12 protein-coding genes are annotated in these 13933 nt (G+C 50.4%); 7 read left to right on the top strand and 5 right to left on the bottom strand.

Annotated elements, in window-relative coordinates; all coding sequences use genetic code 11:
- Positions 1–188: 188 nt before the first annotated feature.
- The 3 genes from B4E62_RS05720 to cobU form a co-directional block, all read right to left on the bottom strand.
- Positions 189–1613 carry an MATE family efflux transporter gene (locus tag B4E62_RS05720; protein WP_331351446.1) on the bottom strand — a complete coding sequence of 475 codons (1425 nt, stop codon included), beginning with the start codon at positions 1611–1613 and terminating at the stop codon, positions 189–191.
- Between the two features lie 112 nt (positions 1614–1725).
- Positions 1726–2355 carry a histidine phosphatase family protein gene (locus B4E62_RS05715; RefSeq protein WP_331351445.1) on the bottom strand — a complete coding sequence of 210 codons (630 nt, stop codon included), beginning with the start codon at positions 2353–2355 and terminating at the stop codon, positions 1726–1728.
- A complete protein-coding gene (gene cobU / locus B4E62_RS05710; protein ID WP_331351444.1) occupies positions 2352–2873 on the bottom strand; it encodes a bifunctional adenosylcobinamide kinase/adenosylcobinamide-phosphate guanylyltransferase in 522 nt (173 codons plus the stop codon). Before cobU ends, B4E62_RS05715 begins: the two co-directional genes overlap by 4 nt.
- An 86-nt stretch (positions 2874–2959) precedes the next feature.
- Between cobU and B4E62_RS05705 the strand changes: the two genes are divergently transcribed.
- Entirely contained in the window at positions 2960–3220 is a 261-nt protein-coding gene (locus B4E62_RS05705; RefSeq protein ID WP_310075657.1) for a hypothetical protein, read from the top strand.
- Here the strand turns inward: B4E62_RS05705 and B4E62_RS05700 are convergent.
- Complete coding sequence (locus B4E62_RS05700; RefSeq protein WP_331351443.1) at positions 3210–3977, bottom strand: adenosylcobinamide-GDP ribazoletransferase; 768 nt, start codon at positions 3975–3977, stop codon at positions 3210–3212. The two genes, B4E62_RS05705 and B4E62_RS05700, sit on opposite strands and share 11 nt — an antisense overlap.
- Positions 3974–5008, bottom strand: a complete 1035-nt coding sequence (gene cobT / locus B4E62_RS05695; protein WP_331351442.1) for a nicotinate-nucleotide--dimethylbenzimidazole phosphoribosyltransferase — start codon at positions 5006–5008, stop codon at positions 3974–3976. Before cobT ends, B4E62_RS05700 begins: the two co-directional genes overlap by 4 nt.
- Before the next feature lie 162 nt (positions 5009–5170).
- Here cobT and B4E62_RS05690 point away from each other — a divergent pair, with 162 nt between their 5' ends.
- The 6 genes from B4E62_RS05690 to katG all read left to right on the top strand — a co-directional run bounded on the left by B4E62_RS05690 (position 5171) and on the right by katG (position 13877).
- A complete protein-coding gene (locus B4E62_RS05690) occupies positions 5171–6361 on the top strand; it encodes an amino acid aminotransferase (protein ID WP_331351441.1) in 1191 nt (396 codons plus the stop codon).
- 83 nt (positions 6362–6444) lie between these two features.
- The gene (locus B4E62_RS05685; protein ID WP_331351440.1) at positions 6445–7005 is read left to right on the top strand and encodes an outer membrane beta-barrel protein; all 561 of its coding nucleotides are present in this window, start codon (positions 6445–6447) and stop codon (positions 7003–7005) included.
- 168 nt (positions 7006–7173) lie between these two features.
- Positions 7174–8715 (top strand): ATP-binding protein, encoded by a 1542-nt coding sequence (locus B4E62_RS05680; protein WP_331351439.1) that lies wholly within the window; start codon positions 7174–7176, stop codon positions 8713–8715.
- Positions 8712–9428 carry a response regulator gene (locus tag B4E62_RS05675; RefSeq protein ID WP_331351438.1) on the top strand — a complete coding sequence of 239 codons (717 nt, stop codon included), beginning with the start codon at positions 8712–8714 and terminating at the stop codon, positions 9426–9428. The genes B4E62_RS05680 and B4E62_RS05675 overlap by 4 nt, the downstream gene beginning before the upstream one ends.
- 79 nt (positions 9429–9507) lie before the next feature.
- Positions 9508–11427 (top strand): potassium transporter Kup, encoded by a 1920-nt coding sequence (locus B4E62_RS05670; RefSeq protein WP_331351437.1) that lies wholly within the window; start codon positions 9508–9510, stop codon positions 11425–11427.
- 266 nt (positions 11428–11693) lie between these two features.
- The gene (katG, locus tag B4E62_RS05665) at positions 11694–13877 is read left to right on the top strand and encodes a catalase/peroxidase HPI (protein WP_414633252.1); all 2184 of its coding nucleotides are present in this window, start codon (positions 11694–11696) and stop codon (positions 13875–13877) included.
- Positions 13878–13933: the final 56 nt, after the last annotated feature.

Here is a 13933-nt window from a genome sequence, read left to right as displayed (position 1 = left end):
TAACTCCAGTATTTAAGCAGCTTTCAATTCTGCTTTTGTGGGAAGCCATCAATTAATCGCCGCTACTTGCATTAAGGCGATTTCTGATAATACACCTTCGTCATGCCCGCGAACGCGGGTATCCATAAACATCAATTGTCTGGATACCTGCGTTCGCAGGTATGACGAGTAATTTAGCTTTTGCCACTTTATTCGCGAGTGGAAAAATTTGCAGGCCGAAATCTAAACATCCGCACGGTTAATAAAAGCGCTGCGCAGGTCAATCCGGCAATTAATGCCATCCAAAAGCCGGGAGCACCCAAGGGTGCTGTTAGCCAATCTTTGAAAGTCAGCACATAACCGAGCGGTAAACAAATGCCCCAGAATGACAGCAGCATGATAAACATCGGGGTTTTGGTATCCTTGTAGCCGCGCTGTACGTTGATCATGGTGACCTGAATAACATCGACGATTTGGAATAGGGCGGCGAGCATAAATAATGTGGTTGCAACCTGTTGAACACTCATATCTGATGTGTATAAACCGGCGAGCCATTCGCGCCCAAAAAATAAAATCGGCGCATTAATGCAGCTAATGCCCACCGCTAGCAAAAGTGAACTGCGGGCAAGCAAGCGCGCTTCGTCATGGTCAGCGGCGCCGACTAAAAAGCTGATACGCAGTGTTAAGGCCATGCCCAAACTCAGCGGCAGCATAAATAATACCGAGGTCACATTGAGTACGATTTGATGGCCTGCAACGGTTGTTGATCCCAATGGTGCAAGAAACAGTGCGATCATGCAAAACATGCTCACTTCAATAAACATGGTAAAACCAATCGGCAATCCCAATTTCAGCAGGCGGGCGATTTCTGATTTCGCAGGTGCAACCCAATCACCAATCAAATGAAAGTTTTTGAAGGTCGCACTGCGATTTAAATAAACAAGCAGTGCAAGTGTGGCAACCCAGTTGGCAATACTCGTCGCCCAACCGCAACCGATTCCGCCCATGGCCGGTACTTGAAAAACAATAAAATCAAATCCGTAAATAAAAATGTAATTGAGTGGCAGGTTTAGCAGTGTGCTGATTAAAGAAAACACCATGATAACGCGCGTATGCCCCAAGCCATCGGTCAAGCCGCGCAGCGCCGTCAACAGCAGCAGCGCAGGTACGCCCCAGGCAAACGCATCTAGATAACCATCAGCAATCGCGGCTGTCACTGCATCAAGTTGTAAAATTCGCAGCACCGGTTGAGTATTCACCAGCAATAAAACCATCACCACCATGGCCACAAGCGCAATATAAATTCCCTGCCAGGTTGTAGGCATAATTTTTTGCAATTCCCCCGCACCACGGTGCCCGGAGATCGTAGGCTGCAACGCACTCAACACACCCGCAAAAAATAACAACACCGGCACCCACAGGCTTGCACCAATCGCCACACCTGCCAAATCTTCTGCGCTTGCATGGCCTGCCATCACCGTATCGATAACCCCATTCGCCATCTGCGCCAACTGTGCAATCAAAATAGGCGCGCCTAGCACTGCCAGTTGTTTCCATTCATGCAGGGTACGCGCAACCAGGCTTTGATTGTGATCCGGTAGGGTTTGGAGTTGATCGGTATTTAAAGGTTCCACAGTGTGTCCGTTGGTATTGGGGTGTATTGCAGGTTCTATCTAAAGATAAACAGGGGAATTTTAGCGGAATTTGGTGAGTGAGGTGTGAACTAAAGTGTAATGAGTTGATTAGCTATGGACGAGTGTTGAGATCACAAAATCCAATCCACTTAATAACCGGCACGGCCTTCTCATAATTGCCAATCTCAATTCGTGTGCAACTCGTGTAATCAATCTGCAATTGTTTGAATAGGGCAGGGTTGCGCCAATCCAGTTTTAGTATGTGAGCGATAATAATTCGGATAACGCCGCCGTGACAAATTATTGCGTGATGCCCAGATTTATTGTTGTTGATTAGTGATTCCCAGCTGGTGATAACCCGCGCTGCGAAATCGGTTAGTGATTCACCTTCTGGTGGTTGCATGAAGTGAGGTGATTCCCAGAAGGCTTCAATGTTTTTCCATTCATCGCCCAGCTCATCAAACGGGATTCCATCCCAGATACCGAAATCCATTTCTTGTAGATTGTCTTCAGTGTGCAACGGAATTTTATATTGCGCGGAAAATTCTTGTGCGACTTGGAAGCAGCGCAAACGTGGTGAACTGATTAGATGGTGGATGGGCGTTTGCATGTGCAGATTATTTAACGCGTGCGTTAAATCGTTATGGCCTGCTGCACTGAGTGCGATATCTGTGCGGCCGTAAAGCGCGGCGGGGCCTGCGACTTTTCCGTGCCTCACTAGTGTGATGATTGTAGAAGTCATTTGGTGTTGTCTTTTAATGCTAAAGGTAAACCGGCGGCGACAAACAATACTTTGTCAGCGATTTGTGCGAGTTGTTGATTTAATCGGCCTGCTTCATCCACAAATTTCCGGCTCACTTCACCCAGCGGAATTATTCCCAGCCCCACTTCATTGGCAACAAAAATTACGTTGGCGTTGTTCGCACTCAGGCTATTAACGAGTGCATCAAACAAAACGGAAAAATCTTGCTCGGGATATTCAAACAATTGGTTGTTAAGCCAGAGTGTTAAACAATCTACCAATATGGTTTGCGGTTGCTGGGTTTCTTCTTGCAATGCGGAGGCTAAATTCAACGGGCATTCGCGCAGGCGCCATTCACTTGGGCGATTGTGTTGGTGATGTTCAATTCGCGTTGCCATCTCGTCATCTAACGCGGTTGCGGTGGCGATATACACCACAGGCAATGCGCTGGCACTTGCCAGCTCCTGTGCAATGCGCGATTTACCTGAGCGGGCGCCGCCTAACACTAACGTAATCATATTGGATCCAGTCATTTTGGATGTTGGAGCTTGAATAATAACCAGGCATCACCATAACCGTTAAACCAAGGCTGAGGGAAAATGCGATGTCCGATATTTATATTCAATTTGGTTTGGTTTTTGGGTTCTTTTTGGCGATATACATCGCGGTAAAGTTTATTGCGCATTTACGCAGAAAGCGACCCAATAAAGAGCTGTGGGCTACGATTTTTGAAGGTGTTACCCATAAAACAATGGATCTGGAACCGCTTAAACAGCCTGAAGTGTATATAGAGAAAAAAGCAAAACGGGATGGTCAGAATTACGATGAAGAAACTGGCGAAAAGCAGTATCACATCACCAAGTAATATTCAGTTGACCAAGATGAATTAGCAGTACTGCATAAATTACCATTTCACTAATCTGTTGCGCTGCGCCCAAACAATCGCCGGTATAACCGCCAATCTGTTTTTGAAAATAGAATTTTGCGGCGTATCGAACCACAATCAATGTGGCGATTATTAAAATCGCTTTTTGCCAAGGCAGTAGAAAAAATATCGGCAAGCAGGTTGCTAATAAAATAACCAAATCGGTTTTGGATTGGTTATTTGCCAGCGGTTTGCTTTTGCTGCCATCCTCATCGGCAACATAGCGCATATCAAATACCAAGCTTGCGGCGACTGCGCGCGATAGTGTATAGGCGATAAATATGCCCAGCGCGATTTGGGTGTTTTCAATCAGCAGAAGATACTTCCCCAGCAGTGCCATCACCAGCGCCGCTGCACCGTAAGTGCCGATGCGGCTGTCTTTCATAATGCTGATTTTTTTCTCGCGCACAAAGGCACCGCCAAATCCATCGGCGGTATCGGCAAGGCCATCTTCGTGAAAGGCGCCGGTGAGTAGCAAACTAAAAACCATTGCCAGCCAAAGGCTGATGGAATTGGAAAAGAGATAATTGGCAGCAAGAAAAACCAGGGCAACTAATCCGCCCAACAGCCAACCGACTAACGTGAAGTAACGGCTCGCACGGTTGAGGTTTTCCGCTGAGTAGTCGATCCATGCAGGCATGGGGATGCGGCTAAAAAATCCCAGCGCGAGAAAAAATAAATTGAGCTGTTGCTTCACACTTTCACACCGGCACTTTCAAAGGTGGCCATCTGATTATAAAAACTCACCGCCGCTTGGATAATCGGCATCGCCAGTGCTCCGCCTGTGCCTTCGCCCAAACGCAAACCCAAATTCAATAAGGGTTTTGCATCTAACAAACGCAGCATTAATTGATGGCCTGCTTCTTCCGATTGGTGTGCGAAGATCATGTAGTCGCGCGCGTGTGGATTAATGGTTACCGCCAGTAGTGCAGCAGCAGTAACAATAAAACCATCCACCACAATCAACCGGCATGCTTGCGCGGTGGCGAGCATAGCACCGCAGATTTGTGCGATTTCAAAACCACCGACTTCACACAAAATATTGAGCGGCGATTTATCTTCGATTCGCGCTACCGCTTGAGCAACTAGCGCAATTTTTTTCGCGAGTTGTTGGTCATTAATACCGGTGCCCAAACCGACACACGTTTCTACCGGGGCATTACTGATGGCAGCCAGTATGGCCGCAGCAGAACTGCTATTGCCGATACCCATTTCACCAAAGGCTAATAAATTGGAACCTGCCGCGATTTCGCCTTCCGCAAATTCTTTTCCCAATGTCAGCGCGCGCTCGGCTTGCGCCAATGTCATCGCCGGTTCGTGGGCAAAATTGCGTGTGCCTGCGGCGATGCGCTGGACGATCAATGCCGAGGGTGCAGGTTTGATTTCATCTTTAATCCCGGCATCAATCACTTTGAGCGGGATATGGTTGGTGCGGCAAAAACAATTGATCGCGGCGCCGCCCGCTAAAAAATTGCGCACCATTTGTTGGGTGACACTGCTGGGGGCGATGCTGACACCTTCTTCTGCAATGCCGTGGTCGGCGGCGAATACCAACATGAGTGGCCGCTCAATGCTGAGGCGTTTGCGCTGTTGCACCAGGGCGATCTGCAGGGCGAGCTGTTCTAGCTGGCCGAGGGCGCCGAGAGGTTTGGTTTTTTGGTCGATGCGTTCCTGTATTTCAGGTATCAGGTCGCGATTTAGCGGCGCTATTTGCCAGTCAAATGTCATAGCTCAGTTTCCTTTTGTGAGGCCGCGCAACTTATCATATCTGGCCATTTCTGACGGCTTATTTACCTGACTTTAAGTCGCTGGTAAGCCGTTACCCAATTCCCGGCGTATAATCGCGCCCTGTTTTTTCATCGATTTTGCTGAATACGTCTGGAGTTTGCCATGTTTGAATCCCTTCCTCTGTTACCTGCCGATCCTATCCTGGGATTAAGTATTGCCTACGCGAATGATACCAACCCGAACAAGGTCGATCTGGGCGTAGGGGTGTACAAAAATGATGCAGGGATAACGCCAATTATGAAGGCTGTGGCAGAGGCGGAAAAATTGCGCATCGCCCGCGAGACCAGCAAGGCTTACACGCCACCCGCGGGTTACCCCGGTGCCAATGAAGCTGTTACGCAGTTGATTTACGGTGCAGATCACCCAGCCGTAGCGGCCAAGCGCGTGCGTACCATCCAAACTCCCGGCGGCTGCGGCGCATTGCGTGTAGCGGCAGAGTTGATCCAGCGCGCCAAACCCGGCGCCAGTTTATGGGTGAGCATCCCTACCTGGGCGAACCATGTACCGCTATTGGGCAGTGCCGGTTTGAAGCTTCGCGAATATCCTTACTACGACTACAGCACCCACAGCATTGATTTTGCGGCTATGCTCGCCACCATCAACGAAATCCCGCGCGGTGATTTAATTTTGCTCCACGCCTGCTGCCACAACCCAAGCGGTGCGGATTTGTCGCGCGCGCAGTGGGACCACGTTGCCGATGTGTTGGAAGCGCGCGGTGTGATTCCGTTTATCGACATGGCCTACCAGGGGTTTGGCGAAGGTCTTGAAGAAGATACTTATGGCTTGCGTCTGATGGCGGCGCGTTTGCCGGAAGTAGTGATCGCAACATCTTTCTCCAAAAACTTTGGTTTATATCGCGAGCGCGCGGGTAGTTTGAGTTTGGTGTTTGCCGATGAGCAACAAGCTAACGCTGGTAACAGCCAATTGCTGAGCGTAACCCGCGCTTTGTATTCCATGCCTCCTGCACACGGCGCTGCACTGATCGATATTATTTTGCACAGCGATGAGCTGACCAAAGTCTGGAGTGATGAGCTGACGCTGATGCGCGAGCGTATCGCCGGTTTGCGTGTGCAATTGGTGCAATCGCTGAATGGTTTGCAGCAGGGGCGCGATTTCAGTTTTATCGCCCAAGAGCGCGGTATGTTTTCATTTTTGGGGTTGAGTGTGGAACAAGTGCATTCGCTAAAAAGCGAATACAGCATTTATATGACCGATACTAGCCGCATCAGTGTGGCGGGTTTGAGCAAAGAGAAAATGGATTATGTGGCTAAGGCGATAGTGTCGGTGTTGTGAAGTAAGAGTATTTATCATGACAAGTGTAAAGCCCTCCGCTTTTCATGATTTTTTTGAGGGCGATTTACTTTAGGGAACGGAATATGTTTAAAAAAGCAATCACTGCCGCAGCACTTTTGTGTGCAATAAATGTCCATGCGGCAGACTTCTCATATAGCCATTTTGATATTGGCTTGGGGAAAGTTGAAATAGATAGCGATGGCGAAGAATACGATGGTGAGGTTCTGGGCTTGGGGCTGTCAGTTGCGCTGGGGAATGTTTTTTACGTTACCGCCGATATCGGCCGGGCGAAGATTGAAGAATCCACCCAGACCACCACAGGGCTTGGGCTTGGTGTGCATGCGCCTTTGGGTAGCAGTACGAATATTTATGCTGAGGCAGGTTATGCCCGCGTTGATATCGAAGATGGTGAATGGAGTATTGATGACAACGGTACTGCGTATACGCTGGGTTTGCGTCAACAATTGGGTGAGAAATTTGAGCTTGGTGGCGGCGTAAGCCGTGTAGATGTATTTGACTCAGCCGACAATAGTTATTTTATTGAGGCGTTTTACAAAGCCAAAGAAAGCGTGGATGTTGGTGCGGAAATTTCCACGGCGGACGATGTTATGGGGTATGGCGTAAGCCTCCGTGTCAATTTCTAAGTCCTTTCTCGTTATTTAAATAAGTCGTCAATAAGCGGCGTTTAATCTTAAATAAACAGGGTAGAAAATTTCCTCCCTGTTTATTTAACGGCATAAAATTGCTTCAGTTGAAATTCAATTCTTTAATCCTTATGCGCTCCTAATGGCGATGCTGCTAAGCTCTCGCCTATGAACGCACTCACTTCTTCACAACAACTTCTACGATATAGCATCGGCTTGGCGATTTGGTTGCTTGGCTGGTGCCTGTTGCTGTTTTTTGATGCTCATTTCGATCCCGTTAATCTCAGTCTGATTTTGGTGCTGACCTCTGCGCTTGCAGCGCTTTGGTTGCCGCTCAGTATGACCTTGCTGGCGAGTGTGGTTGGCTTGATGGCGTTTAACTGGAGCTTTGTCCCACCGCGCGGAACCTTCGCGATAGACCTTCATCAACACACGGTATTGCTGATTGCCATGATGTTGGTGAATATCATCATCGCGGGTTTGATGGTGTTTTTGCGTGAACAGTCGCGTCGCGCCCAGGCTTACGCCCATGCGGCCGAAGAGCTGCGTATTTGGGGTGATAAGCTGCGCGATGCCAGTGAACCCGGTTCGCTGCTGGATGAATTGCATCTGGCGTTGGAGCGATTGTCCGTGGGAAAAGCAAACAATCATCCGGTGGCGTTGGTCGCCTTGAATAACCAGCTTCCGCCTACTAATCAGCCCTCCGCTTTACAACGCATAGGTAGCGTTAATCCTGAACATGAAGAAGCACTTTGGCACTGCTTGCGCACTGGCCAACCGTTAGGGCCGGGCACTGGGCACTATCAGGAGTTGGATGCACTTTATCTACCACTGCGCGGGCGCAGTATGACCTCGGGTGCGGCCTTGATTTCCGGCATCACCAGTGCCGATGAGTTTCCGGCACTGACCCAAGCCCAGGCGCTGTGCGACCAAATGGGTGCGGCCTTGGAGCGGCATCATATCCAACAGCAAGAGCGGCAAGCGCGCGACCAAGCTCAGGCGCAAACGGTGCGCAACACTTTATTGGCTGCTATCTCCCACGATTACCGCACGCCGCTCGCAACCATCATGGGTGCCGCATCTTCCCTTGATCAGCAAAGCGAACGCCTGTCCGATACGCAACGCCAACAGTTAGCGCACAGCATTGTGGAGGAAGCCGATCGTCTGCGCCGTTTGACCAGCAACGTATTACAACTGGCGCGGCTGGATGCGATTGGTGGCAACATTCAAGGCGATTGGGAATCGGCCGAGGAAATCATCGGCAGTGTAATGCGTCGTATGCGCAGCCATGATCCGCAGCAGCGCTTGAGTGCAAAACTTGAATCACATTTACCGCTCTTGTGGGGCGATTCCCTTTTGCTATCGCAACTGCTGGAAAACCTGATCGACAATGCGCTCAAATACAGCCCGCCGGAATCGCCGATAAATGTGTCTGCTCATATAGACAAACACCATGTGGTCTTGGCTGTGCGCGATCAGGGTACCGATATTGCCGCAGCGGATTACGAGCAGATATTTGAGGTTTTCCAGCGCGGCGATCACCGTAAATCTGGTGGTGCCGGCGGAACGGGAATTGGGTTGGCGCTGTGCCGCGCTATCGCTCGCGCCCACGGTGGTGAACTGGAGTTTCATGCCACAGCTACCGGTGCCAGTTTTGAATGCCATTTGCCGCTGCGCGCCCAACCCGCTAATCCGGAAAGCCATTTATGAGTTTGCGTTTGTTATTGGTGGAAGACGACCGCGAACTGCGCGCAACCCTGCGCGAAGCACTGCTGGTTGAGGGTTACCAAGTGCTCACGGCGGCGAGTTTGGCCGAAGCGATTGCGATGTACGGCCAAACGCAATTGGAGGAAGCGAGCACACCGGCGTTTGATTTGATCCTGCTGGATTTAGGTTTACCGGATGGCGATGGCGGCGATTTGTTGGTGAAGCTCAGGCGCAAACAATCGACGCCGGTGATTATCATTTCTGCCCGCGAAGCAGAGGGGCAGAAAATCCACCTTTTGGATGAAGGTGCCGATGATTATCTGGTGAAACCTTTTAGCATCAGCGAATTGCTCGCGCGTATGCGGGTGGCGCTGCGTCATCGCGGCAATCAGGTGCGTGCGGCAGTCACTCGCTATGAGCAGGGTGATCTGGTGATTGATCTCGCCAATCATCGCGTTAGCCGCAAGGGCGATGCAGTTCATCTAACGCCTACAGAATTTAATTTGCTGGCGCGGCTGGTGCGCAGCGCGGGGCAGGTGGTAACCCATCGCCAATTATTGGTGGATGTGTGGGGGCAGGAATATCTGGAGCACACCCATTATCTGCGGCTTTATATGGGGCAGCTGCGCGCCAAGCTGGAAGATAATCCGGCAGAGCCGCAGTTATTGCTGACTGAGCCGGGGGTGGGGTATCGCCTGCTGGATACCGAAAGCTGATTCGGTTTCGATAATACTTATGCGATCCTGATGCGCGATTGGGAACACTGGCGATGTCTTCATTGCATAGGTTTTTCCCATGACTGTCTCCTCTTCATTACCCATCGAACCCGATTCTTCATCTCCCTCAACGCCTGCACGTCAAGGTATGGCCGCGCTGACTTTGGCTGCCATCGGTGTTGTCTATGGTGATATTGGCACCAGCCCGCTGTACACGGTAAAAGAAATTTTTGCTCCGGCGACTGGAGTACCTTTGGATGCGACTCATATTGTCGGCGCCGTATCCACCATCTTTTGGGCGTTGATGCTGGTGGTCACGCTGAAATACGTGATCCTGATTTTGCGGGCAGACAATCGCGGCGAAGGCGGCTCACTTGCGCTGACGGCGCTTGCTGCCAAAACTGCCAGCACCAATCCACAATTGCGCCGTATCATCATGATGATTGGACTGTTCGGAGCCACGCTGTTTTATGGCGATAGCATTATCACGCCAGCGATTTCTGTTCTGGGTGCGATGGAAGGATTGGAGGTGGCGACTCCGGCGCTAAAACCGTTGGTTGTCCCGATTACCTTGGCGATTCTGATCAGTTTATTTCTGGTGCAGCGCTTTGGTACGGGCGCCATGGGTAAAGTGTTTGGTCCCATAGTGACTATTTGGTTTTTGATGCTGGCGGTATCGGGCATTGCCCATATCATCGCTCAGCCTGCAATTCTTGCGGCGCTTAACCCACTGGAGGCTTGGAATTTTCTCGCGGGGCGCGGCTGGTATGTATTTGCCGCGATCGGTGCAATCGTGTTGGCACTGACCGGAGCTGAAGCGCTCTACGCTGATATGGGCCACTTCGGGCGCAAGCCGATCCAGATCGCCTGGACCTATCTGGTATTGCCATCGCTCGCACTGAATTACATGGGGCAGGGCGCACTCTTGTTGGCTGATCCAACGGCTATCGCTAATCCTTTTTATAAACTCTTCCCTCAAACCCTGATTTGGCCTGCGCTGATTATTGCCACATTGGCGGCGATCATCGCCTCACAAGCGGTGATTTCTGGTGCTTACTCAATGACGCGCCAAGCAATCCAACTAGGATTCTTACCGCGCATGACCGTGCAGCACACCTCGGCGCGGGAATCCGGGCAAATCTACATGCCTGCCGTGAATTGGATGTTGCTTGCCGGGGTGATTGCAGTAGTTCTGTTCTTTGGTAGCTCATCCGGTTTGGCAGGTGCATACGGAATTGCGGTGACGGTCACTATGGCGACAACCACTTGCCTGACGTTTTTTGTGGTGCGCGGCCGCTGGAAATTACCGCTGCCAATCGCAATCGGTGCAACGCTGTTCTTTTTGGCGGTCGATATTTTTCTGGTTGCAGGTTGCGCGCTTAAGTTTTTAGACGGCGGTTGGTTTTCGCTATTAGTCGCAGCAGTGTTGTTTTTAATCATGAGCACCTGGCAGCGCGGCCGGACGATTGTGATGCAATGTATCCATCGCGACGGTTTGGAATTAGGCGCTTTTCTTCCCACCTTGCGGCCAGAAGAAATTCAGCGCGCCGCACGGGTAGCTGTGTATATGGTGGCCGATGCATCTACCGTTCCCCAGGCATTGCTGCATAACCTGAAGCACAATCAGGTACTGCATGAACGCAATTTAATTCTGACTGTGCAATTCAAAGATGTGCCTTGGGTGGGCGAGGATGAGCGCATCCAACTGGAAGAGTTGGGTAACAGTTTCTGGCGCGTGACCGTCAACTTTGGCTTTATGGATGCACCTGATGTGCCGCGCGCGTTGAAACTCTGTGAGCGCTACGGGTTAACCATCCCGCATTTCCAAACCAGCTACTTTTTAAGCCGCGAGTCGATTGTCTCCACACCCGGTGGTGGTATGGCGCCCTGGCGCGAGCGCTTGTTTGCCGCTATGACGCGCAATGCCGGCGGCGTAGTGGAGTTCTTCCGTTTGCCCGATAACGCGGTGATTGAATTGGGTACACGGGTACAGATTTGAATGATTTTTTTTAAATTAAAAACCGGGATGTAACAATTACACCTTATAAACTCTTTTAGAAAGGCCGCAAATATGCGGCCTTTTCTTTTTATAGGTTATGACTATCGAATGCTTATCTAATATAAATTTAACTAATTCAATCGTTTTGAACTAAGGTTGTCTTGTCCGCGAAAGAGGTTAAACAGCCGCTGCCAGTGCAGGGTTTTGTTTTCCCCCCTAATCGAATCAACCCTTGCGATAAAACCAGCATAAATCAGGAGAAAATTATGGATAACAACCAATCAGCAGGTAAATGCCCGGTGATGCACGGCGGTAATACTACGTCGAGCAAGTCCAATACGGCCTGGTGGCCGAATGCCTTGAACCTCGACATCCTGCATCAACACGACCGCAAGACCAACCCGCTTGGCGATGAGTTCAACTACGCCGAAGAATTTAAAAAGCTCGACCTACAAGCCGTTAAAAACGATCTCAAAGCTCTGATGACTGACAGCCAGGCTTGGTGGCCTGCGGATTGGGGTCACTACGGCGGTTTAATGATTCGTTTGGCCTGGCACTCCGCCGGTAGTTACCGCATAGCCGACGGCCGTGGCGGTGCAGGTACTGGCAACCAACGTTTTGCCCCACTCAACAGCTGGCCGGACAATGGCAATTTGGATAAAGCCCGCCGCCTCTTGTGGCCGATCAAAAAGAAATACGGCAACAAGCTGTCCTGGGCGGATTTGATGATCCTTGCGGGCAATATGGCCTATGAATCGATGGGTTTGAAAACCTTTGGTTTTGCGGGCGGCCGCGAAGATATTTGGCATCCTGAAAAAGATATTTACTGGGGCGCCGAGAAAGAATGGTTAGCAAAAAGCGGTGGTGAAGGTACACGTTACTCCGGTGAACGCGATCTTGAAAACCCGCTCGCAGCGGTGATGATGGGTTTGATTTATGTGAATCCGGAGGGTGTCGACGGCAATCCCGATCCACAAAAAACCGCCAACGATATTCGCATCACCTTCGCACGCATGGCAATGAACGATGAAGAAACTGTCGCCCTCACCGCTGGCGGCCACACCGTCGGTAAAGCGCACGGTAATGGCAGCGCTGCGAACCTGGGGCCAGAGCCGGAGGCCGCTGATGTGGAAGAGCAGGGCTTGGGTTGGAATAACCACAAAACCCGTGGTATTGGCCGCGATACAGTGACCAGCGGTATCGAAGGTGCATGGACTACCAATCCTACCCAATGGGATAACGGTTACTTTGAAATGCTGTTAAACCACGAATGGGAACTGACCAAGAGCCCGGCAGGTGCATGGCAGTGGAAACCGATCAATATTAAAGAAGAAGATAAACCCGTCGATGTAGAAGACTCGTCGATTCGCTGTATGCCGCTGATGACGGATGCCGATATGGCGATGAAAGTGGACCCGGAATATCGCAAAATTTCCGAGCGCTTTGCTAAAGATCAGGCCTACTTTTCAGAAGTCTTTGCGCGCGCATGGTTTAAATTAACCCACCGCGATTTGGGGCCAAAAGCACGTTACCTGGGTGCCGATGTGCCGGTGGAAGATTTGATTTGGCAAGATCCGGTTCCCTCAGTGGATTACATCCTGAGCAGTGCTGAAGTTTCTGAACTGAAAGCTAAAATTCTTGCCAGCGGTCTGAGTGTGTCTGAGTTGGTTGCCACTGCATGGGACAGTGCCCGCACTTTCCGCGGTTCGGATTTCCGCGGTGGAGCTAACGGTGCACGCATTCGTTTAGCACCGCAAAAAGACTGGGAGGGTAATGAGCCTGCGCGTTTGCAAAAAGTACTGGGTGTACTGGCGGGAATCCAATCCGAAGCAGGCAAAAAAGTCAGCATCGCTGATTTGATTGTACTTGGTGGATCTGCAGCGATTGAAAAAGCGGCGAAAGATGCGGGTTTCGATATTGCAGTACCCTTTGCTCCCGGTCGCGGTGACGCTACCGAAGCGCAAACCGATGCAGAATCTTTTGCACCACTGGAGCCAATTCACGATGGTTTCCGCAACTGGGTGCAAAAAGATTATGTCGTGCAACCAGAAGAGCTGCTATTGGATCGCGCCCAGCTGATGGGCTTAACGGCACCGGAAATGACGGTGTTAATTGGCGGTCTACGTGTATTGGGAACCAATCACGGCGATAGTAAACACGGCGTGTTTACAGAGAAAGTTGGCGTGTTGAGCAATGACTTTTTCGTCAATCTTACTGACATGAACTACCAGTGGAAGCCCACGGGTAAAAACAGCTACAACATTGTCGAGCGCAACACCGACAATGTGAAATGGACTGCAACGCGCGTGGATTTAGTGTTTGGTTCCAACTCCGTTTTGCGTTCCTATGCTGAAGTTTACGCACAAGATGATAACCGCGAAAAGTTTGTGAAAGACTTTGTGAAAACCTGGGTGAAAGTGATGAATGCAGATCGGTTTGATTTGAAATAATTATTTGTTTAAAAACAAAAAGGGGCGATGAAAAATTCATCGCCCCTTTTTTGCTC

The sequence above is a fragment of the Cellvibrio sp. UBA7671 genome (genome assembly GCA_002483145.1).
In the GTDB taxonomy this organism is placed as follows: domain Bacteria; phylum Pseudomonadota; class Gammaproteobacteria; order Pseudomonadales; family Cellvibrionaceae; genus Cellvibrio; species Cellvibrio fibrivorans.
Note: the sequence above shows the minus strand (reverse complement) of the source record. Positions and strands in the feature narration are given on the sequence as shown.